This is a genomic window from Pseudomonas sp. FEMGT703P (assembly GCF_002786345.1).
Lineage (GTDB): Bacteria > Pseudomonadota > Gammaproteobacteria > Pseudomonadales > Pseudomonadaceae > Aquipseudomonas > Aquipseudomonas peli.
On record NZ_PGCM01000010.1, the window covers coordinates 661,725 to 686,104 of the forward strand.

Below are 24,380 nucleotides of genomic sequence, written 5' to 3' on the forward strand. Positions count from 1 at the left end.
AAACGGCCCGCTGTACCAGCCGGGCCGAGATCTATCTAGCGACCTGCCACATCGCTCAAGTCGAAACGGCTAGCGCAGCTTCGTCACGGGCTGTGGCACGGCCGCGCTGCTTGAAGCTGAACAGGTAGCAGAGCAAACCGATCAAAAAGACCACTCCGGCAGCCAGACGCAACCAGAAGAACACGGCCATCTGATCCACGGTGTTCATAAACGACAGCGCGGTGCCATCCGTGGGCCAACGTTGCAACTGAATCTGCACCACGCCTGCAGCGGTAAGGAACAGGGTGATCGCCACCATCGACAGGGTCATCAGCCAGAATCCCCAAATTTCGACAGTTTGCGCCCGCGCGTCCGGTGCCTCACCAAGGCCGCGCAAACGTGGCATGGCGTAGCTGATCATGGTCATCACGATCATCGCGTAGGCCCCGTAGAACGCCAGGTGACCATGGGCTGCGGTAAGTTGCGAGCCGTGGGTGTAATAGTTCACCGGTGCCAAAGTATGCAGGAAGCCCCACACGCCCGCGCCGAGGAACGCTGTCACGGTAGTGCCCTTTGCCCACAGGGTGGCAGCACGATTCGGGTGTTGCCGACGCCGATTACCGACCATGGTGAAAGCGAACAACACCATGGCGAAGAAAGGTATCGGCTCCATCGCAGAGAAGATCGAGCCGACCCACAGCCAGACCTCGGGCGCACCTATCCAGAAGAAGTGGTGACCGGTACCGAGGATACCGGTGATCAGAGCCATGGCGATGATCACGTACAGCCATTTCTCGACCACTTCACGGTCCACACCAGTGACCTTTATCAACACGAAGGCGAGCATCGCACCCATGATCAACTCCCACACCCCTTCCACCCACAGGTGCACCACGAACCACCAGTAGTACTTGTCGCGCGCCAGGTTTTCCGGGTTATAGAAAGCGAACAGGAAGAACACAGCCAAACCGATCAGTCCGGTCATCATGACCATGCTGACAGTGGTTTTTCGACCTTTGAGCAGGGTCATGCCGATGTTGTAGAGGAAGCCCAGGGCTACCACCACGATGCCGATTTTAGTGATGGTCGGTTGCTCGAGGAACTCACGGCCCATGGTCGGCAATAGATCGTTGCCGGTCATTTTGGCCAGGCCCGCATAAGGCACGAACAGGTAGCCGAGAATGGTCAGCACACCGGCGGCAGCGAACACCCAGAATAGGATCATCGCCAGCATCGGGCTGTGTAGCTCGCGGTCCGCCTCCTCGGGAATCAGGTAGTAGGCAGCGCCCATAAAGCCGAATAGCAGCCATACGATCAGCAGGTTGGTATGGACCATCCGCGCCACATTGAAGGGGATCAATGGGAACAGGAAGTCGCCGACCACATACTGCAGACCCATGATCAGACCGAATAGTATCTGCCCGAGGAATAGCATCAGGGCGAACACAAAGTACGGCTTGGCCACTGCTTGCGATTGGAATTTGAGATGCGGGTTCATGATGGTCATCTCTCAGCCCTCCTTGTTTGGCGGCCAGTCGTTGGTATCGATCTTCGAAGTCCACTTAAGGAACTCCGCCATATCGTCCACTTCTTGCTCGCTAAGGTTGAATTGCGGCATCGCTCGGCGGCCCGGAATGCCCAGGGGTTGCGCCTTCATCCAGGCATGCAGAAACGGCTTGAAGGCCGCATCCTCGCCACGCCGGGTGAACACATTGCCCAGTTCGGGCGCGAAGTAGGCACCCTCGCCCAGCAGGCTGTGGCAGCCGATGCAGTTGTTGTTTTCCCAGACCGCTTTGCCGCGCACCACCGACTCGTTCATCTCTGACTCGTTGCTGCGTTCTGGAAAGGTCTGCTCTGTGTGATAGGTCAGGGCCAGAAATACCAGGAAGAAGAACACGCTCCCTCCAAAGTAAATATTCCTGGCCATGCTCTTGGTGAAGGTCTCTGACATGGTCGCTTCCTCTTTGCTTGGCGTGACCATTCTAGAAAGCCTGCTAACGAAACCCGCTTGATGGCAATCAAGAAAATCCGATGGTTATGCTCAGGTATAACGACGGGGTTGAGGAGGAGGGATTGATATCTAGCAGGACAAGGCAGCCGTGCATTCAGGGCACTATGTGCTATGAGGGTAGAAGTGGTCCGTGGACGCGATGAGCTGCATGGCTATGCGCTCACGCCATACCCCCCCCAGTGAGACGTAGCCCAGATGCAATCCAGGCTACAAAGAGACACTTAAGGCCAGCAACACACCCGCGGCCATCACCACCGGCCAACTCAGTATCAACCAGCGCCACATTGGCGGCGCATGACGCAACTCCATAAAACCGTCTGCAATCAGCCAGGCCTTGCCCAGGGCTGCGAGTAATACCGCGCAGACCATCAGCAGGGTCGCCCCGGCACTGCCCAGCTGTACGCTGGCAAACGACAGTACGGCCAGGCCCAGCCAGCAGGCGATCAGGGTAGTCGAAGCGGACATGGCGACCTCCTCGGTCAATTGAGCACATAGACCAGCGGAAACAACAGCACCCAAACTAGATCGACCATATGCCAATAGAGCACGCCGGATTCCAGTGCGCTGCAATTGCCCGGCCCATAAGCACCCTGTCGGCAACGCTCGGCTAGCCAGCTGAGGATCACCAAACCGAGCAGTACATGGACGAAGTGAAAACCGGTGAGAATCCAGTACAGGATAAAGAAGGTGTTGTGCTCCATGCCTAGGCCGCTATTAGCCAGATGGCTGTACTCGCCGAGCTTCAACCACACATAGACGCTGGCCGACAGCAACGCCGCCAGCAGCAACCAGGCCCCCCGCCGTGCCTGAGCCTGGCGCACTTGCTCCTGGGCCAGCGCGGCGAACAGTCCGGAGGTCAGCAGGCTCAGGGTCAAGGCCAGGCCGGTGGAGCTGTCAAGCAACTGCCGGCCGTCATGGAACAACTGCGGCTGTAATGCTTGGGCCACCGCGAAGGTGAGGAGCAGCAAGGCAAAAACCGTCAGCTCGGCAAGGATAAAGAACCACATCGCCAGGTCACCCGGCAGATGGCGCGTAGGGCTAGCGTCTGGACGCAGGGTCAGTTCAAGCGAAGTGGACATCGACCACGTCCATCAGCGCGGCGACGGTCTGCGGATCGTCCGACAGCGGCTCGGCCAGACAGGCCAGGCAGGCCTCGCGCGGGCTCATGCCGGAGCCGATCATACGTGCGGTAAAAATCAGCAGGCGGGTCGAGGCCACCTCCTCCAGATCATGCTGCTCCAGCCGGCGCAGAGCCTGCCCGAGCTTGACCACCTGCGCGGCCAGCTCGGGCCCGACCCGCGCTTCATTGGCGACGATGCGTTCTTCCTCGGCAACCGGCGGATAGCCGAAACGCAGGGCAACGAAGCGCTGGCGAGTGCTAGGTTTCATACCCTTAAGCAGGTTTTGGTAGCCAGGGTTGTAGGACACCACCAGCATAAACCCCGGCGGCGCGCGCAATACCTCGCCGGTGCGCTCCAGATACAGCTCGCGGCGATCGTCGGCCAGCGGGTGCAGCACCACAGCGGTGTCCTGGCGCGCCTCGACCACCTCGTCCAGGTAGCAGATGCCGCCCTCGCGCACGGCACGAGTAAGCGGCCCGTCCTGCCACCAAGTGCCCTGCGCACCAATCAAGTGGCGCCCTACCAAATCGGCGGCGCTTAGGTCGTCATGGCAGGCAACGGTATAAAGCGGTAGGTTCAGGCGGTGCGCCATGTACTGCACGAAGCGGGTCTTGCCGCAACCGGTCGGGCCCTTGATCAGTACCGGCATGCCGTGCTGCCAGGCCTGTTCGAACAGCACCTGCTCATTACCCAGGGGTTGGTAGAACGGCGCATCCAACACAGCAGCCGTTTCGACGAGTTTCACAGGCGCATTCACAGTCAGTACCTCACCGCGGTGATTAATCATGCCTGCACGCTACCTGCGACCTACTTCGGCCCTCAAGCCGCGCGCGGGCAACTCTTGATTCTGGTCAAGCCCATCGGCAATCGGCCTGAGTATGCTGCCCCCAGCGTTGAATGAAGTGGTCGGATATAGCCCAATCACCTCTCAACCAGGCAATGACTACTGTCAGCCCTCGTATCCGAACCCTTTACGATCAGCATGGGTCCATACCTATAACCGTAGAGATCCGTGCTCACGCAGAGAGGCTCAGGCAGCACCCAGAAGAAGACGCTCAACAGTAACTGCAGCGAAATTGGCAGGGCTCATACCCTGCTCTTCAATAGCCTTGAGGAAATAATCACCATGAAGAAAATTCTGCTCCCCTTGCTCGTTCTGGGGGCTGCGCTGAGTGTGCAGCCTGCCTTCGCCACTGACGCCGAAGCGCTGTTCAAGAGCAAGCCCTGTGCTGCCTGCCACAACATCGACATGAAAATGGTTGGCCCGGCGCTGAAAGAAGTCGCAGCGAAATACGCAGGAACCGAAGGTGCCGTCGAATTGCTGGCCGGACGCATTAAGAACGGCACCCAGGGCAACTGGGGCCCGATGCCGATGCCGGCTAACCCGGTCACCGATGAAGAAGCGAAGATCCTCGCCGAGTGGGTACTGAGCCTCAAATGATCCACCGCAGGACGCCAGGTTGCTGGTGTCCTGCATCTTCCTTCTTCGATTGAACCCTACTGCCGCCGCCAGCTTGCCGGCAAACCAATTCAGCAATCATCATCGGGCTGACACCTCTATGCTTTGTTGCGCGACGGGTCCTGAGCAAAGCTTCGCATTCCCCCTGCCGCGCCTTGCGGTTGCCAACGTCATAGCGACCGCCTAGCGGTAGCACTCAAGCCAGCGAACGCCCTGTCTCGAATTGCGCCACCACGGCCTCGACGATGCGCATAACCTCGAGATTAGCCTCCTCCATCCGTCCGAGATGCTCGAGCGAGGCCTCCAGTTCCAGCTGTTGGTAGGCATCGAGGGCCGCCTGACCTTGCGCATGCACAGCAGTATGTGGCCGTTCGATTTGTCCGAAACAGTCGAGCTTCTGCAGATCGCGGTTGCCCTCGCCGTAGTACCAGCGGCCGAAGCGGCATTCGCGCTCGCTCGGTAGCGGTGCCGCGTCCCGACTGCTACCGAGCACCTGGTTGTAGACCACGACCTTGAGTGACAGCTCATCCAGGTTGGCCAGCTCGATGCCGGCGCGAAAGGCTGAAGCCTCAATGCCCTGGCGCATGCTACTGGCCAGCAGGCGAAGGGATTGCATCGCGCTCACCGCCTGCTCGGTAGTGTTGCTGAAGCCTTTGGCGAGAGAGCCCTGCGTCTGAATGTATTGATGAACGTTACTGATTTCCGCCTGCACCTCAGCGATCTTGCGCCCAATGTCGCCAGTAGCCAGAGCCGTCTTTTCCGCAAGTTGACGCACTTCCCCGGCGACCACCGCAAAGCCGCGGCCGGCCTCACCAGCACGGGCTGCTTCGATGGCCGCGTTCAGTGCCAGTAGATTGGTTTGGCTGGCGATGCCACTGATCAAGTCGACTATGCCGTTGATCTCCTGCGAACGTTCAGCCAAGGTGTCGACCTTGCTCGAGGCCTCGCTCAAGCCACGTTCCATGTCTGCGGCCTTGCCCTGCAGCTCGCTGAAATCCCTCTGGTTGCTCAAGGCTGCGCTGGCCACTTGCTCGGCTCGTGGTCTGATTTTCTGACAATTGTCCGGCAAGGTACTCGAACGAATCGCCGAGCTGGGCTACCGAGGTGCTGAAGCGGATCAGATGGCCGGACACACCGCGGTAGTAGTCGAGCTGTCGCTGGCTCTGCACATTGGCCGCCTGCTCCTGCGCCAGCGCCTGCTTGAGTGCCTCGATCCGCTCTACCTGCGATGCCTGTTCTGCCTGCGCGCGCCGCTGCTGTTCAATCAAACCGAGGGCGGTTTTTTTCCATTTGAACCACATATCCACCTCATTCGCCTCGGAGTTGTAAAAATTTCAAGCGCCACCTCAAGGCCGTCTTCAAGCATTCGCAGCAAGGCGCGCCAGAGGAAAAGCAGAGGAGTTTGGTGAGTTCAATGGCATCGCTTTCACGGACTGCAACACCGCTGAGCACATTTGCCGGCAGCCGTAGTAGGTGAGCGTTTTTTCCCAGCCGCTCAACCCAATGTATACCCGTTGTCGACCACCCAGTCCTGGCCATAGACGCCGCGCGCGCCGGCCGATAACTGGAACAGGATCACGCTGGCGACCGCCGCAGCATCGAGAAAGTGTCCTGGCAGCAAGCGCTGAGTGACGCTGTCCGCGACCGCGCCCAATTGCTCGTCGTTAAGCCCCAAACTGCCCCAGAGTGCAGTTGCCGTGGGACCAGGAGAGACTAAATTGATACGCACACCGATAGGTGCAAACTCAACCGCAAGGGTCCGCGCCTGAGCGCTGAGTGCCGCCTTGCTGGCAATGTAGGCTGCTAAGCCGGGAAAGGTAGAACGGGTTAAAAAACTACTGATGAACACCACCGAACTTTGGGCTGCCAGCGTATGGCGCAGCGCAGCCAAGGTATTCAATGCCCCTGCGCCATTGACCGCCCACTGTCTATCGAATGCTGCCAGGTCGAAGCTCTCGGCCAACTCGGCGACACCTGCATTGGGCACCAAATAATCTACTTGCCCTAGTTCTGCTGCGCGTTGCCCTAGGCTCGTCAAATCCTTAATCGAAGTGACATCCCCCGCCTGCCAGAACAGGAGACCGGGATAGCTCGCCTGCAGGCTCTGTAGCGCTCCAAGACTGCGCGACATTGCCACCACTCTGGTGCCGTATTGCAGCAAGGCAGCACATAAAGCAAAACCAATACCTGAACTGGCCCCTGTTACAACAGCCAGACGATCCTGAAACTCGGTTCTCATCAGCTACTCCGATACTTGGCAAGACCGAACGACAAGGCCGCCCATCCGTACGGCAAGGCATCAACCGCCGTTACAGTCTTTTTACAGGTAGCACGGGCTTTAGCGACTTGACCGCAATCAGCTTTGTGCTTTAGAGGTGCGCAAAGGGTCTGACTCGGTTTTGTTCGTGGATGTGCTAGGACCGTCCACAGTCATAACGGCCTTTTAAGCAACGCAATCCTCCAGGCAAAACGAATTCCCGACAGTCGATGATGGACTAGAGTGCATCCGGAATTCGCAGGTGGTCGGTGTACGCAGCCATATACCTAACCAGGCTACTGCAATGGCTGTTTGTTCGATTCAGGCGACTGCAGCGGATCATCACCACTCATCGATTTGCGAAAGCCAGTGATTGCACCGCCAATATCAGAGCCCAAATTACGTAAGCGCTTACTGCCGAAAAGCATGATCACAATCAGCAGAACGATCAGGAGTTGCCAAATGCTTATACCCATGGTGATTTTCTCTTTTTGAATAGTGGAACGTGCTCAATGCGGACTCATATGCTGCATTCCCGCAGCTTGTTGGAGCACGTCCTGGTTCATCTCGCCGAAGCGCAATACGCGAGCGCCGTGAATTGCGGCCAGCTTCTTCGCTGCTTGTTGATCACCAAACGAGGCGATAACCGCGCCCATAGCACCTTTCAACCCACTATCGCCTAGGTCGACCACGTAAAAAGCCTTGGTGGCATCAATCAAGTGGCTGTCGTCCGGCTTGAGCCATTCGCCTCGCCCCATATCGTGTACATACAGCCTGGCTGCACCAATACGGTTCTCCGGTTGCAACCACCAACCAAGCATTTCGGCAGCAGAGCAAAACTTCTTAACCGAAGCGCCATCCACCGCCTCGCCCTTGGGGCCCGGAAAGTCGGTGATGATCATGCCGCACACATGGCATTCATCCGAGCTGTGGAATGCCACCGGCCCCAGATTCTGTTTTTGTTCTACCGGCTCCCCACAGGCCGCCAGAAACAGACCGAACAGCAAAACCAGCAGGGTTCGAGACGTATCTAAGAACGCATTTCTCATTTTTCTTTCTCCATATCTGTAACAAGACTCGCAACTACATATCGCCCCCATCAGGCGCGATGCAGCGCCCATAGCAATCCATGCGTAATTACGATGCACGTAAAAAGTCACGTCGGTCGACGCAGAAAGACCCAATGAGCCAGAGTCAACGGCACGCCAACCCACATCAACAGGCACACCCACAGCAACTGGCCGTCTACGGGTAGATCACCACCCAGGGCCATTACACCCAAGGCATTACCATTGCCTTCGAAGCCGGACAGGTTGATCAGTCGGTAGACATCGGCCGGGTTGAGCAGCAATAGCCAGGGCAGCAAATCGGGGTTGAACTTACCCTCGCTCAGTACCAGCAACGCCAGCAGCGCGAGATCGAACACGAGTACGAAGAGGAACCACAGCCCCAGGGCCAGCCCGGCGGCGCTGGATTTTTCACTGACCTTGCTGCTCAGCACATAGGCCATGGCCAGAAACACCCAACCGAGCAAGGTCGAGGACAACATAAAGCGGCCGAACGCCCAGGCCAGCAGACCCAGTTCGATATCCTCGACCAACACGGCGATGGCCAGGGCCGCACAGCCGAAGCCGATCAGGGTGGCCAGAGCCAAGATCAGACCATGGCCGACGAATTTGCCCAGCAGTAACTGGCCGCGACCTAGGGGATAGGTCAGCAACAGCATCAGGGTGCCGCCCTCGTCCTCGCCGACGATGGCGTCGTAGGCAAGCAGCAACGCGATCAGCGGCACCAGAAAGGTCGCCAGGCTGGCCAAGCTGGCGATGGTCGCCGGGATCGAAGTAAAGCCCAGTTGCCCGGACGCCGCCGCGCCAAGCCAGGCAATGCCCACCGCCAGCACCGCGAACAGCAGGCTGATGGCGAGTAACCAGCGATTGCGCAGGCCGTCGCTTAGTTCCTTGCGGGCGATATTCCAGACCTGGCTCATACCGCACCTTCCCGGGCCTGTGTGCTCTGGGCCTGATCCATGTAATGGCGGTAGAGATCTTCCAACGACGGCTGGTGGATATCGATGTCCTGAGCACCGCCTTCGCCGAGCAGTTCGCGCAGCAAATCAAGCTTATGGCCATTGATCGCCACCACTTCGATGCCATCAATGCCGACCGAGCGGGCTTGGTGCCCGCCAGCACGCCAGCGTTGCAACAACTGTGCACTCTGTTTCAGCCCACTGGCGCGGATCAGCGCCGGCAAGCCGGCGTCTTCGCGCAAGCTGGCCAGGCTGCCGACCGCTTGCAAACGACCATGGGAGAGAATCGCTGCGCGATTGATATGCGCCTCGACCCCCGGCAACACATGGGAGCAGAGAATGATGCTGGTGCCCTGCTGACGCAGACGATCGACCAGTTGGTAGAGATCCTGGGTGGCGATGGGATCGAGGCCGACCGTGGGTTCGTCGAGTAGCAGTAGACGCGGCGCGCCAAGCAACGCCTGGGCCAGACCGAGACGCTGGCGCATGCCCTTGGAGTAGGTCTTGACCCGACGCTCCATGGCCGGAGCCAGGCCGACCTGTTCCAGCAACTCGTCCACCTGGCTTAGTGGCGCGCCCTTAAGTCGGGCGAAGTGCCGCAGGGTTTCGCGGCCGCTGAGTTGCGCATAGAAGGTCACGTTCTCCGGCAAATAACCGAGTTGCTGGCGCACCAGCGAATCCTTCGGGTTGCGCCCAAGCACCTGCACCGTGCCGCTGCTGGCCTGCAGCAGGCCGAGAATCAACTTCATGGTGGTGGTTTTACCCGCACCGTTATGGCCGAACAGGCCCAGCACTTCGCCCTCACCTAGGCTCAGGGTCAGATCGTGCAGCACAGTCATGCTGCCGTACTGCTGGCTGACGCCTTTGATTTCGACGGCATTCATGGCGTTGGCTCCTGGCGGTTTTTCAGCAGATCGACCGTGGGCAATTGCATCAGTGGATGGCTGTCCTGCACGCCCGGGGATTTCATCACCGGAAAAGTGCGTTGTACCCAGCGCAGCAGTTCGATGCTTGGGCTATTCATCAGCAGACGCACCTGTGGGTAGAGCCACAGCAGGCGGTCGACGTTGTCGTTGGGTTCGTAGGCGACATCGCCCAGACCGTCATCGTTGCGGTCCCAGCCGAGGTAATCGCTCCAGTAATTGCCGCGCCCATCCACCGACCATTCCTGGGTACGCACCGCGACATATTTGACCTGTTGCTGGTTGTCGACGAAGGCGTTACCGGCGATACGGTTATCCTCGGAGCCCGCGGTCAGGTGAATGCCAAGGGCGCTGCGTTCGAAGTGGTTGTGCTCGATGCTGTTGAACAGCGAGTTGTAGATAAATAGCGCCTTACCTTCGGCGCCGGAGATCATGCTGTCGCTGGTCGAGCCGCTGCGCACATCGCTGACGAAGTTGTCACGGATAGTCGAATAGGTGATGTAGTTCATCAGAATGCCGTAGTTCTCGTCCTGCTCTGAGCGATTGCCGGTCACCGTCAGCTTGCGACTCTGCATCAGGGCATAGCCGGTACGGGTGCGGCGGGTGGTGTTGCCGAGCACCTGGTTGTCGTTGGAAAACATGTAATGCACCCCGTAACGCAGGTCCTCCAGGGTGTTGCCTTCGAGGAGGTTACCGTTGGAGGTGTCGATATAGATGCCGTCACGGGTATCGCGCACCTGGTTACCGATAACCTTGGCACCGCGCACCCCGTACAGGTGAATACCATTGCCGCGATCCTGCGAACGGATGCTGGCATCGCCCTGGATGCTGTTGCCGATCAGGCTGACGTCCGACGTGCCATCGACCCAGATGCCAAAGCCCGGGCCCTGCATGCGGTTGTTTTTGATCAGTGCGCCGCTGGCCTTGGGCTGGATAAATATGGCGGCGTTCATGGCAGTCATATCGCGGCCCCAGTCGAGCAGCGTGCAGCCTTCGACGGTCACCTCGGGCGCGCTGATGATCAGGCCGTTGCCCTTCCCCTGGCCCTGTAGCACGGCACCAGGCTCGCAAAGAATATGCATCGACTGATCGATACTGAACGATCCCTGATACTCGCCAGCGGGTAACCGCCAGCGCTGGCCACCCTCGGCCTGCAGCGGCAAAACGGTGATGGGTTGCGGTGCCGCCTGGGCTGCGCCGCAGAGAATAAGCAGCGACAGCGCAGCGGCGTAAAGCGAAAAGATTGCCTGAGGTCTGAGCACTGCGCTTACCTTGATTCGCGAACCGCATAGGGCTCGCGAACTAAATGGGGGCCTTAGCCCGGATGCAATCCGAGGGCTTTGGCCTTCCCGGACTCCATCCGGGCTAAGGGGTTACCTAGATCGGTCCCCTCGCTCCTCTGAGGAGAGGGTAAGGAGGGACCCGGCCAGGGTGAGGGGCTGGGTTATTGAGAGTTCCCACGATGGAGCGTGGGGACCCTCAGTGTGGCTGCATACTTACGCTGGCTTAACCATCATGCGGCCGACCATTTCCATATGCAGCGCGTGGCAGAACCAGCTGCAGTAGTACCAATGCAGGCCGGGCTTGTCGGCAATAAAGGTGATCGACGAAGTCTGCTGCGGGCTAATTTCCATGCTCGCACCGTGGTTGACCATAACGAAGCCGTGGGACACGTCTTCGATCTGGTCGATATTGGTAATGGTCACGGTGACTTCGTCGCCCTGATTGACGTTGAACTCGGTCAGACCGAAAGCGGGTGCCATCGAGGTCATGTACACGCGGACTTTATTGCCCTCACGGATGACCTTGTTATCCGCCTCCAGGTTGATCCCGTCCTTTTTTGCCCGCTCGACTGTGGGAGCGAAGAACGGGTCGTTACGGTCCCAGATCTTGCGGGTCTTGATCTGGTCACGACGCGCCATGGTGCAGTCGTGCGGTTCGGCGAAGGTCGGGCCATCATGCACCAGCTTCATTTCGTCGCCGGAAATGTCGATCAGCTGATCGTTTTCCGGGTGCAGCGGGCCGGTTGGTAGGAAACGATCCTTGGAGAACTTGCTCAGGGCGATCAGCCACTTGCCGTCCGCTTCGCTGGTTTCGCACAGCGAGGCGTGAATGTGCCCAGGGTTGTAGTGCACGTCGAGCTTCTGCTTGATGTAGTTGACCTTTTCGCCCTTGTAGGCGCGCACGGCCTCGGCCATGTTCCACTTAACCACCTGGCTGTCGATAAACAGCGTGGTATAGGCATTACCGCGACCGTCGAAGGTGGTGTGCAGCGGGCCCAGGCCCAGTTCCGGCTCGGCGGCAATGGTGTCGCGCGGGTCCTTAAGTTTGTCGTCGAACAGGTCGTCGAGCTTGGCGATTTCGATCATCGACACGGTCGGCGACAGCTTTCCGTTGGCGATAAAGTATTTACCGTCGGATGAAGTGTTGCAGCCGTGCGGGTTCTTCGGCACCGGAATATAACGGGTCAGCAGCGAGCCTTCGCGGCCATCGACCACCGGTGTTTTGGAATCACCAAGGGTCGTGAACTTACCGGCCTTGATCGCCGCTTCGATGCGCTGGATGTTGAACACCACCACCCAATCGCGCTCGTTGCGCATCATGCCGCCGATGTCGTAAGCCTTCTCCGAGTTGTAGCAGGTGGCGGCAGCGTACTTGCCGGTGTAATCGGCGTCGGTGTTGTCCAGGTTACCGTCGACGATGACCTGGAAGGCCATTTCCATGGTCTCGGCGTCGATAGCGTTGAACATGGTGTAGCTGTTCTTATCCTGCAGATCGAAGGTGCTGCCATCGTTGGGGTGCGGAATAACGAACTCGGCGTTGGCAAACACGTACTTGGTGTACGGCACCTTCTGCAAACGCAAACCGTGGATGGCCTGGACGTTGGGCACGGTGATCATCTTGTCACACTTCATGATATCCAGACGGATACGCGCGACCCGGCTGTTGGCCTTGTCGTTGATAAACAGGTACTTGCCGTCGTATTTGCCGTCGGTCATGGAGATATGTGGGTGGTGGCAGTCGCCGTTCTGAAACTTGGCGCTTTCACCCATGATGTGCTTGCTTTCGTTGGTCAGGCCCCAGCCGGTGGCCGAGTCGACGTTGAACACCGGGATGCGCATCAATTCGCGCATCGAGGGCACACCGACCACCCGCACTTCGCCCTGGTGGCCACCGCTCCAGAATCCGTAGTAATCGTCCAGCTCGCCCGGGCCGACATGAATCTTGGTTTTCGACTCGCTAACTGCAGCCGCCCAGGATTCGCGCGTCATCACTGTGCCGCCCAGCGCCGTCGCAGCCACTGCCGCACCAGTTATGGCCGAGGCACCAAGGAAACCGCGGCGGCTCAAACCGAGTTTTTCCTGCTGCTCGGCTGCGCTTTTCGGGTTGCTGTTCTTCGATTCTTTATCGCTCATCGGTTCTGCTCCTAGGCTAAATAAAAGCGGTTGTCGACCGGACTACGCGAGACTCACCGGGCTAGTTCAGGGCTCAACCACATGCACTACGGGTATCAAAGTCGGGGGGGGCAGATCTGTCTGCACAGGTGCCTGTTTGCCGCGCTTCTTTTTCTTCAGAATCAGTGGCGGGCACTTGTCGTCGTTGTGATAAGTCATCTGGCAATCGAGGCAGTAGTGGCACTCGTTGTGATTGATATGGCCGTCAGGGTGGATCGCCTGAATCTCGCATTCCTTGGCGCAAAGCTGGCAGGGGTTGCCACATTCCTTACGGCGCTTGAGCCAGTCGAATAGGCGGAACTTGCTCGGAATGGCGAGCGCGGCGCCCAGGGGACAGACATAACGGCAGTAGACCTTGCGGGTGAAAATGTTGATCACCAGGAGAATCACGGCGTAGAGCACGAACCACCATTGGCGGTCGAACTTGAGGGTGATGGCGGTCTTGAACGGTTCCACTTCGGCGAAGCGCTCGGCGCTAGACAGCGACTCCAGGGACAGGCCGAATAGCAGCAACAGAATGATGTACTTGATCGCCCACAGTCGCTCATGCAGGGCGAAGGGTAGCTCGTACTGAGGGATTTTCAGTTTGCGAGCGGCCTCGTTGATCAGCTCCTGCAACGCGCCGAACGGGCACAGCCAGCCGCAGAACACGCCGCGGCCCCAAAGCAGGATGCTAGCGGCGGTGAAGGTCCAGATAATGAAAATGATCGGATCGGTGAGGAACAACTCCCAACGGAAGTCCTGCACCAGGGCATGCACGAACGTCAGCACGTTGACCACTGACAACTGGCCCAGGGCGTACCAACCGATAAACACCACAGTGAAGATCAGGTAACCGCGACGCAGCCAATGGAGGAAGTGCGGACGTTGGGTGAATTTGTCCTGGAGGAACAGGATCACCGTAAGCAGTAGCAAGGCGACCAGTATCACACCGATCTGAAAGCTCTTCTGGTACCAGATGTTCAGCCACAACGGCCGGTTGGCTTCCTCGATGGCCGCCAACTCGGCGGCGCTCGGTTGTGGCCGTTCGAGGTATTCCTCGGGCATCTGATAAGCCAGTTCGAAGCTGCTGAAAATGCCGCTGATGGGGCCGGTCTGTCTCTTTACCAACAGCTCAAGAGTCCAGGGAGAGCCAGGATCGAAGCCATAGGGCTCGCGCACGATAAAGATCGCCATCTCGCTGAAGTCCGGCATGCCTTCGGCATAGACATCGCTCAGACGCTCGAAATCACGGTCGTGAAAGCTGATGGTGGTGCCAAACTGTCGCAACTGCACCCGGTCGAAGATGCCGCCACGCACGTAACCCGAACCCTTGAACGAGTAGCTGCCGCTGCCCAGCACGGCAATCGCCTGCTCGCCGGGCTTGAGCGATTCCATCAGCGAACGGTACTGGTTATCGCCGAGGAGATTTCGGCCGATGGTCGGCGCATTCAGGTGCGCGGTATAAAGGTCGATAAAGGTGTCGTCGACCTGCTCAGGCGCAGCTACCTCGACCCCTTCAGCTTCGCTGCCCTTGAACGCCTCGTCGACCTGACCACGGGTCAGGTGCAGGCGGCGAATGGCTCCGTTACCCGTCAGTTGAATCCAGTCGGCAGGTTGATAAATATCCTCGCGTAGCGTGGCTGGCTTCCGCGTCAGGCCGACATCATCCGCGACCAGACCTAGCGAAACCGCCACCGTATGGGCGGCACGCATCACCACTTCATTGACCACCATCACCGTCACGGTGGCACCGGTAACCGCATCGACTGTCACGGCATTCGTGTCACTGGAACGCCCAACCACCACCCGCTGATTGACCTTGATGCCTTTGTACTTGGCGTTGAAGGTATGCAGCTTGGCCTCGGGAATGCCGATCAGCAGGATTGGCTCATGGTGCTCAAGCACATAGGCGTCTTGAATCACGCCGGCCGTATCGAGGATCACCTGCATATTGATTGGCTTACCGGAATAGGCTGGGATATCGACCACATCCAGGCTCTGAAACACGTAGCCGAGCACCTTGTCGCCACTGGACAGGGTGCGCACCTTGAACTCGCCCTGTGGTTCGGATGGCTCATCGGCGTCGGGGAAAATTGAGTCGATGCGTTGCTGTTCTATTTCGCCGTAAGTTTTGGCTAGCACGGTCTGGGTGGTTGCCAATATGAACGCGAATAAAACTGCGACAGCCGCCCCCCATAAGCGCCAGCCTCTTTGCAGGGAGATGAAGCTGTTCATGATTGACCGGCATTGGTAGCTGGATCGGACGACCACCGTAGTCCAGGCAGGCGAACGACAGATATTTTCTTCGGGAGCTGACAAGCGTGCATATGGAATATCCGCCTTAGGCGGCTAGAACGTACCGCCATGGTAGGCATGTCCATCTACCCGCCCCTTGATCATAATCAAGTATCGAGCGATGCATCGGTGCGTTGGCACACGCAGCCTGGATACGATCCGGAAACAGTTTTCCGGGGCCATAGCCTCCGGATTACATCTGGGCTAAAGCCCTGTTGGGCGGGTCCAACAGACCAAGTCCTTTAGGGACGACTCCACTGGAGTGGTTCGGTCGTCAGATGGTCAGCCGTTTAGCTACTGCACGGGGTCAAAAATGCTGCGGTCGCTCCACGGGTTGCTTGGCTGGCCTTAAGCTCCATGCTGGCGATACTGCGCAGGTGAACCTGATCAGGACCGTCGGCAAAGCGTAAGGCACGGCCGGTGGTCCACATATCAGCCAAAGGCGTGTCCGGGGTCAGACCCATGGCACCGTAGACCTGCATGGCGCGGTCGACCACACGGGTGTGCATGCCTGGCACCAACGCCTTGATCATGGCGATTTCCTTGCGCGCGGCCTTGGTGCCGACCTCATCAATCATCCAAGCGGTCTTGAGCACTAACAAACGCGCCTGCTCAATCTCGATACGAGACTCGGCGATCCAATCGCCAATATTGGCGTACTGATGCAGGTATTTGCCGAAGGCCTTGCGTTCCTGCGCGCGCTCGACCATCAATTCTAGAGCGAGCTCAGCCATGCCGATGGAACGCATGCAATGGTGGACACGCCCGGGGCCGAGGCGCGCCTGGGCCATCATAAAGCCCGCCCCCTCCTCCCCCAGCAAATTGCTAACCGGCACCCGCACTTCGCGCAGCAACAATTCGCTATGACCTTCCGGGGCGATATGGTTCATCACTGGGATATTGCGCAAAAGTTGAACGCCGGGCGTGTCGAGCGGCACTAAAATCATGCTCTGCTGGTGATGGGCGTCAGCATCCGGGTCGGTCTTGCCCATGACGATCAGCAGCTTGCAGTCTGGGTGGGCGGCATTGGTAATAAACCACTTGCGGCCGTTGATCACATACTCATCGCCCTCACGGCGGATCAGCGTCTGAATGTTGCTGGCATCGGAGGAAGGTACGTCTGGCTCGGTCATGGCGAACGCCGAACGAATCTGCCCCTCCAGCAAGGGTTGTAACCAGCGTTGACGCTGCTCGTCCGTCGCAAATAGATGCAGCAACTCCATATTGCCGGTGTCCGGCGCGCTGCAATTAAACACCTCAGAGGCCCACGACACACGGCCCATGATTTCCGCCAACGGCGCGTATTCAAGATTGCTCAGTGGCGTGCCCGGCTCATCGGCATGTAGCGCCGGCAGAAACAGATTCCACAAGCCTTCGGCGCGCGCCAGTGCTTTCAAGTCTGACATAAACGAGGGCGGAAACTGACCGGCCGCAACCTCGGCTTGCCATTGGCCAATACGCGGCACGATATGCGCCTCAACAAAGCTTTGCAGATGCTGACGCAGTGCGTCTGTACGGGGGCTGTAGGCAAAATTCATGGCGAACCTCGAGGCAGGCTGAGCATTGGTTGAATGCCGCACTGTAACTTGCCATCTAAGCAAAACCGAGGATGCTCCGAGTGTTGAATCAGGCCCTATCAGCGCGCCCTAAACAGCGCCAGTTATTGACTAAAGTCATCGCTCGCCAGCGCGTCAACGCGTACAAGCGACGTGCGACGTGCGACTACCGTGCGCTTTGAACATTGTCGGCTCTCTGCGTTATGGTCGATACCCAGCTTATTGTGGAGATCAGTCTTATGGCTCTAAAACACGCAGGTTCAGGAGAGGTTATCGAGCTACTGCCGACCATGACCACGTCGACGCAAATTTCCCAGGCACTGATTTGCGCCCCACGTTTAGAAGTCATGCGCTTGGTGCTGGAGGCCGGCAAGATAATACCCGTCCATTCCGTAGCCGGCCCACTGACCATTCAATGCCTGCAGGGTTGCGTCGAAGTGGAGGCTGAGGGGATCTGGCAAAGCCTGCACGAGCATCAGTTGATGTTCGTCGCGGAAGGTGTGGAACACGCTCTGCAAACCAAGGTAGACGCCATCGTGCTGGTCACCTTGATACGGCTGCAGCACAGCGATTAGCATCACTATCCCCCCGAGAGGTAGGCCGATTCTCACTGGCCTACCAGTGGAGGTAAAACATTGCCTTAGCCAACAGCACGATAGCCAACATTTGTAGCAGCACAGCCCAGTGCAATTTACGATACATCGCGGGGGTCATGCGCCCGCTGCGCAGCAACATTGCCAAGGCGCCGTAGCTAATGAACACGGCCAGTGCCAGCGCAATTTTCAGTGTCAACAGGGTTGCGAAACTGCTCGAAAACGGCGCACTCAGCACCTGCCGATAGTGCCAGGCCAAGCCAACGCCGGCGCCATACAACAGCAGCACCACCCAATGCAGCACCTCCCGCGTACGCACACTCAGCGCATACTCCAGCGACGGCAGGACTGCGTAATCGAGTTGATGTTTGACACGGGCCAAAATCACTAACTGAAAAAACACCACGCCGACAAACGCGATGGCCGCTAGCAGATGTAACGTATGAAACAGCGCATACCACACAGAACACTCTCCTGTTTATCCACTAACGGCACTCAGGCAGCCTGCCAACTATGGCGCTGATGCTGTGATATGCGAGCCCTGCAGAGTCACCTGCTGTCCTTCGACAAAGCGCGCATCAGAAGAACGAATGCTGCGAGTGTTGCCATTTTCATCCCTAAGCACATAAAGCGTTTGTTCCATTCCCATCGTTTCTTGGGCCTGGCTTCCAGCCAGGTAACCGAGGCCACCCCCAATCAACGCGCCCACCGGGCCACCCGCCGCACCGCCGAGCATGAAGCCCGTTAAGCCGCTAAAACCGCCGCCGACCCGCGTATCGCTTTGCGCCGAGATTATCTGGTCGGCTTGTCCCAGTGGGCTGTTCAACAGAGCTGCAACGGCGCACAAAGTGATGATTTTACGCATGACATTTTCCTTGCTTAGGTTATGAGTCTCACTCAGTACCATCACAAATCATGCCAATAAATTATCCTTAAAAATCAATACTATAAAACTAATAACGGTATAAATTACCAAATAGAGCATGGTAGTAAAGACCCCCGAGTGGTGATTTTTACCATCACTTAATAGTAAGCACAGAACATAACCGCAGCGACGACTGCCAGTCCGCGGCACTGCGTTGGCAGCAAGCCGAATATGGTTTCAGAGAGCTGGGACCAGGTGAGCAGTTTCGACTTATCAAGCAGCAATCTCAGGGCGCCGATCCAGAGGGTCTAGCAGACGTATCAGCAATACAGGCTCAGACCGAACTGTTATGCCTTCTTATAAAAGCTCAGGCATGCAGCGGGTCGCGCCGCTCAAGGCATCGCCGAGAGTGTGCCAAACCGCCGCTGCGTCGCGGCGGGCTCAGTTCGGCCTTGCTCCAGCACCTTGCACACCGCACCAACCAACAGACGCCCAGCCGGCAGAATACTCAGAGCCTGGGGCGTCAGTTGCAGCAAGCCATCTGCCGCCATCTGCTCCAACGCCGGTCGACATGCGCTCATATAGTCGCGCGATAGCTCGCCAAAGCTCGCCTCCAAGGCTTGCAAATCGACCTGCAAATCACACAGCAGAGCCTCACTCAGCGCACTCTGCAATTGCTCTTGCGCAGAGCTATGGCGGCCATGAAAAGTGGCCAACTGATCGTTCGCCAGCTGCATCTGATAACTGGCCAAATCACGCCGATTCTGCAACTGCAGCGTGCCAATATGACTGATGCCACCCACCCCAATACCAAGCAGGTCGGCACTGGCTTCGCAGCTATAGCCCAGCCAATTGAGCTGCAAGCCCCCGCTCTCGCGGGCCCCAACCAATGGGTCATCCTTTAATGCGAATTGCCCCAAGCCGATATAGCAATAACCGGCCGCGTCGAGTTTCTCGAGCGCGTGTTGATACATGGCTTGTTTGTCGGGTGCTGCGGCGAAATCGCGCGCACTGCGGCGCTGGCTGGACCGATAGCGCTGAGGCGGATAAGCGTAATCAAAAAGCAAGATCCGCCCAGGCTGCAGTTCGATAATTGCCGCCAGTTTGTTCCTAAAGCTGTTTAGACTCTGCCAGGCTCGACCGTAGCCGAGATCAATATTCACTGAGGTGAACTGCAGGGTGCGCGCCGCCTCGATCAGCCAGCGAGTTTTGCGCGAGTCACGAAAATCCACAACCACCCCTGCGGCCGGCGAACAGGCGTCTGCCACACCAATACTGACATGATTGAAACCCAGCTCGCGGAGCAAGCCCATGCGGGCCCAATCGGTCTGCGCCGGATCTATCTCGACGCTGTCATCGCCGAATGCCGAGGAGTGAACAGCAAAACGCTTGCGCACCAATGTAAGCAAGCGCTGCAGCTGCTCGGCACTCACGGCGCCACGGCTTAAATGGAGCCGTTGAACCGATTGCTTAGCGCCAATGTGGCACCCGAGCAGTTCGACTTCCCGTCCTAGGCAAGCAAGATAGCGCTCATTAAACGCGCTCTGCATGGGCAGCAAGCTAACAGCCAAATGCAACGGCCGCTGGCCACTGCGCAATGCACGGAGCAGATCAATCGCTGCAACACCCTGCTGGAGCGGGCCGATCGGTGGGTAGTCGCTACAGGTAGCCGCGGCATGCCCGTAGCGCTTGATCAACTGGCGGCTCGACTGGATATCTGCAGGCATAACGCGCTCCCGGCGCTTAAACAGCCTGCAGTGTCACGGCGAACCCCGCAACGGGTACTTGACCTGAGTCAAGCGCAAGCGCATGAGCTATTTCAAACCCAGGCGCCGCGCCAGCTTGTGCAAGTTACTTGGGTCTAGTTCTAGTGCCCTCGCAGCACTGGCCCAGTTGCCCGCAAAGGTGTCCAGCGCCTGCTGAATACTCTGCCTCTGGCAGTTCTCGACACTTTCACGCAGCGCCTGTACGCGAACATCCTGCGCCCCCTGCGGCGGCATTGGGACAAAGCTTACTGACTGTTCAGCCGTGCTATCCAGATCAAGCAGGTCTGGCTCCAGCGTAAGGATTTCCATGCGACTGGCACCGCGACTGAGCAGCTTGACCGCCGCTCGACTGATCACATGTTCAAGTTCGCGCACATTGCCCGGCCACCCATAGGTGAGCATGGCACGCTCCGCAGCAGGTGATAAGCGCATGCTTCGTAGTCCAAGGCGGGCGCGGTTGAGTTCGAGAAAATGACCGGCGAGCATCAACACGTCCTGCTCACGATCACGCAGTGGTGGAATCAGCACAGGGTAAACCGAAAGCCGGTGGTACAAGTCGGCGCGAAAGTGTCCATCGCGGATACTGTCTGGTAGGTTTCGATTGGTCGCCGCGATGATGCGCACATCTACATGCAGCGGCTTATCTGCTCCCAGCCGCTGGATCTCACCGTTCTGCAACACTCGCAGCAGTTTGGCCTGCACGCTAAGTGGCAGTTCACCTACCTCATCCAGCAGTAGGGTGCCGCCATTCGCCGCATCGAAGCGTCCAGGGCGATCAGCGGCGGCCCCGGAGAAGGCGCCTTTGACGTGGCCAAATAGCTCACTTTCGGCCAACGACTCAGGCAGGGCGGCGCAGTTAACTTGAATCAACGGCTTATTGCAGCGCTTGGACAGTGCATGCAAACGCCGCGCGAACAGCTCTTTGCCTACCCCAGTTTCACCCAGTAGCAAGACTGGCAGTTCAGAAACGGCCACGACTTCAAGCTCGGCCAATAAATTCCGGATGGCCGCGCTCTGACCGATGATTTCGCCTTCGCCGATCAGTTGCTGCGGGGTGTGCACCTCACTGCGTGACAGGCGCAAGCTGCGGGACTCTTGCTCCAAACGGGTAACCCGCACTGCCGCTTCGATCAACAGACTGTAGCGCGCCAGGTCTCGCCGAGTCTCGCTGTCAAAGGTGCCAGGGTGCAGCGCGTCCAAGGTTAGCGCCCCCCACAACTGCCCCTCGACATACAGGCTCATGCCCATGCAGTCATGAACCGGCAGAGGTTCACCTACGTGATTGTCGAGTAAGCCGTCATAAGGGTCCGGCAGGCGACTGTCAGGCTCGAACCAGGTCGGCTCGCGACTCGCCATGATCGCCGCCAGGCGCGGGTGCTGGGCAATTACAAAGCGCCGCCCAAGGGCCTCATGCACCAACCCTTCAGCCGCCACCGGGCGCAGACTGTCGCCATCCAGTCGCAGCAGGCCCACTGCGCCGCAGTGAAAGCGCTCACGTAAGGTACTCACTAGACGCTGCAGGCGTACGGCATTCGGCAAATCAACGAGCAAGTCAGCAAGCAGTGTCTCGTACAGCATGGTCATATCTACCCAAATGGTTTTTACAACCCTATCAAGCAAGGGTATATAAAACCATTCATAAAAATATTTACTTGTTTTTCAATAACTTATATTTGGCACACGAACTGCAACGGATGACAGCAAACCCTTTTAGCAATCAAGGAAGCTGCCATGAATCACACCCTACTGCAGCAATCGCTCGGCAACATCGCCGGCGAGATACCCGGTGCCACGCGCATTTTTCATGTACATAAACTCGACTTCTGTTGCGCCGGCCATCTGAGTTTGAGCGAGGCGGTCGCGCAACGTGGCATCGACGTCGACGCCATTTTGGCCGAACTACAGGCGCTGGAATCGCTCAACAGCGACGAAGTGGACTGGCGCGTGGCGCCGGAAGCAGAGTTGATCGGCCACATTCTTACGCGCTATCACGCGCGCCATCGCGAGCAATTGCCGGAGCTGATCCGCCTGGCGCAACGCGTGGAGCAGGTACACGGCGACCGCAATGACTGCCCTGCCGGCCTCACCGACTTGCTTCGTTACCTGCTGCAGGAACTCGAAAGCCACATGCTCAAGGAGGAGCAAATACTGTTCCCTGCCTTGCTCGACGGTCTCGGGCCAAAGACTGCAGCGCCCATTTCGGTAATGCGTATGGAGCATGAGCATCACAGCGAAGCATTACAGAGATTGCTCGAACTCACGCGGCAGATCACTCCACCGGAAGATGCCTGCAACACCTGGCGTGCCTTGTATCGAGGGCTCGACGAATTTGTTCGCGACCTAATGCAGCACATCCATCTGGAGAACAACGTGCTGTTTATTAACGCCCTCAACCCCACGCCTAGGCCGACTGTATGAGCGACGCAAACAAGCAAGCGGGCAATAGCGCGCTGGGCCGAGCACTACAGCCGATGATCTGGTTCTTGCTAGTGGCCTCAACCCTCGCTGGCGCCACAAGCCTTGCAATGGAACTGGTCATTTAACCCATACAAAGCCACACCCGGATCGAGCAGCGTTTTCCTGACTCGACCATACCCTCGGATCAGGATACCCGTCATGGCGTTGCACCGCGTACATCAACAGATACTTCGCAGCCATCACCTCTTCGAGCCCTTGAACGAAGAACAAATGGAAGAGCTCATGAGCAGTAGCCACCTGCTCAATATTGATAAAGGCTCGCCTCTATTTCGCCAAGGCGATCCGGCTACTTCGTTTTATTTCGTCATCAGCGGCTCGGTGAAGGTTTTCCGTTTAGCCGCCGATGGCCAAGAAAAAGTCTTTGACGTCCTCAGCGCGCGCCAGACCGTGGCCGAAGCCATGCTACTGACGGACTCAGCAAATTACAGTGCCTGCGCCGAAGCACTTGAGCCTACGCAGCTTTATCGCCTGCCCAGCAGCGTTTATCTGCACTTGCTGCAAAGCAATAGCCGATTAGCTTTCGCACTGATTAGTCGGCTCTCCGGGCGAATGCAGCAGCGCCTGAATGAAATCGAAACCTTGTCCCTGAAAAACTCCACCCATCGCGTTGTGCGCTACCTGCTAAACCAGCTTAACCAATGCAATGAGAACATCAGCAGTTTCAATCTACCGATGGCTAAACAGTTGATAGCCGGCCATCTATCAATCCAACCTGAAACCTTTTCGCGGGTGATTCGTCGCCTGACTGACGAGCAAGTCATCAGTCAGAACGGTCGCCAGATCAACATCCTCAATCGTTTTCGGCTGGAACAGTTCGAGTGAGGTCCACCCATGCCTAACTGCCTTTATTGCCAGCGTGAAAACCCAGAAAAAGCCACTGACTGCCAAAAATGCGGCATGCTTTTGCCAGCCCATAACCAACGCGATAAACAGCAACGCGAGCGTCGTTTTGTCTGGTTCTGTGCTGCGTTAACGATATTTTGCTTAACAATGGCCGTATGGCTACCACGAACATTGTTCTGAACCGACTTTAACTACCCCTTTGGGGATATAGGAAAAGACGAAGGAAGCGGGCAGGATATTGGCTTTATTTGCACAGCAGCTATTTTTAGCTCAACGCAACACTGATTACAGTTACTCTAGGCAACACATGGGAATACTGACGCGCAATAACAATACTATCTGCATCTGACTCTACCGCAAATCAGGACTTGACCATAAACACCCCAACCGATCAAATCGGTAAATATCGAGCAGATCAGACACTACACTTTAGATAATTGAAGGAGAACATAAAATCAACATCACAGACTATGAATCTCTATTATTAGCCGCAAAAAGCCAATCAGAGCCACAGCGATTACTCTTTGTTTTCTTAAGAGCATCTTTACCTGAAGATCATGAGACCGAAGAAGCAGTTCGCTTTCATTCTGGGCAAGGAGGTCAATTACAACCAGTAATGTGCGTTGATAAAACCCTGGAAGAACTTGGAACTTTTGTTGATTTAGTATCAGAAGCTGGAAATATGAAACAAGCGTGGCACATTGTACTGGTGGCCTGCCTCTCTGGACGCAATGGAATAATGCCCAGCTCTGATGACGCAACACAACCACT

General features: G+C 57.6%; 24 protein-coding genes and 1 pseudogene. 4 read left to right on the forward strand and 21 right to left on the reverse strand.

The window, feature by feature from the left end; translation table 11 throughout:
• Positions 1–55 precede the first annotated feature (55 nt).
• The 5 genes from CUR33_RS16640 to CUR33_RS16660 all read right to left on the reverse strand — a co-directional run bounded on the left by CUR33_RS16640 (position 56) and on the right by CUR33_RS16660 (position 3,832).
• Positions 56–1,486: a cbb3-type cytochrome c oxidase subunit I gene (locus tag CUR33_RS16640; protein WP_090253964.1), complete on the reverse strand. Its 1,431-nt coding sequence runs from the start codon at positions 1,484–1,486 to the stop codon at positions 56–58.
• 3 nt (positions 1,487–1,489) lie between these two features.
• The gene (locus CUR33_RS16645) at positions 1,490–1,930 is read right to left on the reverse strand and encodes a c-type cytochrome (protein ID WP_090253967.1); all 441 of its coding nucleotides are present in this window, start codon (positions 1,928–1,930) and stop codon (positions 1,490–1,492) included.
• A gap of 267 nt (positions 1,931–2,197) precedes the next feature.
• Positions 2,198–2,455: a cytochrome C oxidase subunit IV family protein gene (locus CUR33_RS16650; protein WP_090253968.1), complete on the reverse strand. Its 258-nt coding sequence runs from the start codon at positions 2,453–2,455 to the stop codon at positions 2,198–2,200.
• Between the two features lie 14 nt (positions 2,456–2,469).
• Positions 2,470–3,069, reverse strand: coding sequence for a cytochrome c oxidase subunit 3 (locus tag CUR33_RS16655; protein WP_289240332.1), 600 nt, complete (start codon positions 3,067–3,069; stop codon positions 2,470–2,472).
• On the reverse strand, positions 3,053–3,832 hold the full coding sequence (locus tag CUR33_RS16660) for a CbbQ/NirQ/NorQ/GpvN family protein (protein WP_167354469.1): 780 nt from the start codon (positions 3,830–3,832) through the stop codon (positions 3,053–3,055). Before CUR33_RS16660 ends, CUR33_RS16655 begins: the two co-directional genes overlap by 17 nt.
• 405 nt (positions 3,833–4,237) lie before the next feature.
• On the opposite strand from CUR33_RS16660, the gene CUR33_RS16665 reads away from it, so the two are divergent.
• On the forward strand, positions 4,238–4,552 hold the full coding sequence (locus tag CUR33_RS16665) for a c-type cytochrome (protein WP_090253972.1): 315 nt from the start codon (positions 4,238–4,240) through the stop codon (positions 4,550–4,552).
• Positions 4,553–4,766: 214 nt separating this feature from the next.
• Here CUR33_RS16665 and CUR33_RS20815 read toward each other — a convergent pair whose 3' ends face one another.
• The 12 genes and pseudogenes from CUR33_RS20815 to CUR33_RS16715 all read right to left on the reverse strand — a co-directional run bounded on the left by CUR33_RS20815 (position 4,767) and on the right by CUR33_RS16715 (position 17,046).
• Entirely contained in the window at positions 4,767–5,186 is a 420-nt protein-coding gene (locus CUR33_RS20815) for a CZB domain-containing protein (RefSeq protein WP_414628383.1), read from the reverse strand.
• 48 nt (positions 5,187–5,234) lie between these two features.
• Positions 5,235–5,492 (reverse strand): annotated as a pseudogene (locus CUR33_RS20820) (methyl-accepting chemotaxis protein); the annotation flags it as partial.
• Complete coding sequence (locus CUR33_RS20825; RefSeq protein WP_448703173.1) at positions 5,485–5,871, reverse strand: hypothetical protein; 387 nt, start codon at positions 5,869–5,871, stop codon at positions 5,485–5,487. The gene CUR33_RS20825 and the pseudogene CUR33_RS20820, both read right to left, overlap by 8 nt.
• 194 nt (positions 5,872–6,065) lie before the next feature.
• On the reverse strand, positions 6,066–6,809 hold the full coding sequence (locus tag CUR33_RS16675) for an SDR family NAD(P)-dependent oxidoreductase (RefSeq protein ID WP_090253975.1): 744 nt from the start codon (positions 6,807–6,809) through the stop codon (positions 6,066–6,068).
• Between the two features lie 314 nt (positions 6,810–7,123).
• The gene (gene tatA, locus CUR33_RS16680; protein ID WP_090253977.1) at positions 7,124–7,303 is read right to left on the reverse strand and encodes a twin-arginine translocase TatA/TatE family subunit; all 180 of its coding nucleotides are present in this window, start codon (positions 7,301–7,303) and stop codon (positions 7,124–7,126) included.
• 33 nt (positions 7,304–7,336) lie between these two features.
• Positions 7,337–7,876 (reverse strand): nitrous oxide reductase accessory protein NosL, encoded by a 540-nt coding sequence (locus CUR33_RS16685; protein WP_090253979.1) that lies wholly within the window; start codon positions 7,874–7,876, stop codon positions 7,337–7,339.
• A gap of 107 nt (positions 7,877–7,983) precedes the next feature.
• Positions 7,984–8,814, reverse strand: coding sequence for an ABC transporter permease (locus CUR33_RS16690; RefSeq protein WP_090253981.1), 831 nt, complete (start codon positions 8,812–8,814; stop codon positions 7,984–7,986).
• Complete coding sequence (locus CUR33_RS16695) at positions 8,811–9,737, reverse strand: ABC transporter ATP-binding protein (RefSeq protein WP_090253983.1); 927 nt, start codon at positions 9,735–9,737, stop codon at positions 8,811–8,813. The genes CUR33_RS16690 and CUR33_RS16695 overlap by 4 nt, the downstream gene beginning before the upstream one ends.
• Complete coding sequence (locus CUR33_RS16700; RefSeq protein ID WP_420875472.1) at positions 9,734–11,020, reverse strand: nitrous oxide reductase family maturation protein NosD; 1,287 nt, start codon at positions 11,018–11,020, stop codon at positions 9,734–9,736. The genes CUR33_RS16695 and CUR33_RS16700 overlap by 4 nt, the downstream gene beginning before the upstream one ends.
• A 252-nt stretch (positions 11,021–11,272) precedes the next feature.
• Complete coding sequence (nosZ, locus tag CUR33_RS16705; protein WP_090253987.1) at positions 11,273–13,192, reverse strand: TAT-dependent nitrous-oxide reductase; 1,920 nt, start codon at positions 13,190–13,192, stop codon at positions 11,273–11,275.
• Positions 13,193–13,258: 66 nt separating this feature from the next.
• Positions 13,259–15,448 carry a transcriptional regulator NosR gene (gene nosR, locus CUR33_RS16710; protein WP_090253989.1) on the reverse strand — a complete coding sequence of 730 codons (2,190 nt, stop codon included), beginning with the start codon at positions 15,446–15,448 and terminating at the stop codon, positions 13,259–13,261.
• A gap of 350 nt (positions 15,449–15,798) precedes the next feature.
• Positions 15,799–17,046: an acyl-CoA dehydrogenase family protein gene (locus CUR33_RS16715; protein WP_289240333.1), complete on the reverse strand. Its 1,248-nt coding sequence runs from the start codon at positions 17,044–17,046 to the stop codon at positions 15,799–15,801.
• 257 nt (positions 17,047–17,303) lie between these two features.
• On the opposite strand from CUR33_RS16715, the gene CUR33_RS16720 reads away from it, so the two are divergent.
• Positions 17,304–17,639: a hypothetical protein gene (locus CUR33_RS16720; protein WP_186343924.1), complete on the forward strand. Its 336-nt coding sequence runs from the start codon at positions 17,304–17,306 to the stop codon at positions 17,637–17,639.
• A gap of 40 nt (positions 17,640–17,679) precedes the next feature.
• On the opposite strand, the gene CUR33_RS16725 is transcribed toward CUR33_RS16720, so the two are convergent.
• The 4 genes from CUR33_RS16725 to norR form a co-directional block, all read right to left on the reverse strand.
• The gene (locus CUR33_RS16725) at positions 17,680–18,120 is read right to left on the reverse strand and encodes a CopD family copper resistance protein (RefSeq protein ID WP_090253993.1); all 441 of its coding nucleotides are present in this window, start codon (positions 18,118–18,120) and stop codon (positions 17,680–17,682) included.
• Between the two features lie 48 nt (positions 18,121–18,168).
• Positions 18,169–18,522, reverse strand: a complete 354-nt coding sequence (locus CUR33_RS16730; RefSeq protein WP_090253995.1) for a hypothetical protein — start codon at positions 18,520–18,522, stop codon at positions 18,169–18,171.
• A 392-nt stretch (positions 18,523–18,914) separates the two neighbouring features.
• Positions 18,915–20,249: a coproporphyrinogen III oxidase gene (locus CUR33_RS16735; protein ID WP_289240334.1), complete on the reverse strand. Its 1,335-nt coding sequence runs from the start codon at positions 20,247–20,249 to the stop codon at positions 18,915–18,917.
• An 87-nt stretch (positions 20,250–20,336) separates the two neighbouring features.
• Positions 20,337–21,866, reverse strand: coding sequence for a nitric oxide reductase transcriptional regulator NorR (norR, locus tag CUR33_RS16740; RefSeq protein ID WP_090254141.1), 1,530 nt, complete (start codon positions 21,864–21,866; stop codon positions 20,337–20,339).
• A 153-nt stretch (positions 21,867–22,019) separates the two neighbouring features.
• On the opposite strand from norR, the gene ytfE reads away from it, so the two are divergent.
• Positions 22,020–22,706, forward strand: coding sequence for an iron-sulfur cluster repair protein YtfE (ytfE, locus tag CUR33_RS16745; RefSeq protein WP_090253999.1), 687 nt, complete (start codon positions 22,020–22,022; stop codon positions 22,704–22,706).
• Between the two features lie 198 nt (positions 22,707–22,904).
• Positions 22,905–23,588, forward strand: a complete 684-nt coding sequence (locus tag CUR33_RS16750) for a Crp/Fnr family transcriptional regulator (RefSeq protein ID WP_090254001.1) — start codon at positions 22,905–22,907, stop codon at positions 23,586–23,588.
• Positions 23,589–24,380: the final 792 nt, after the last annotated feature.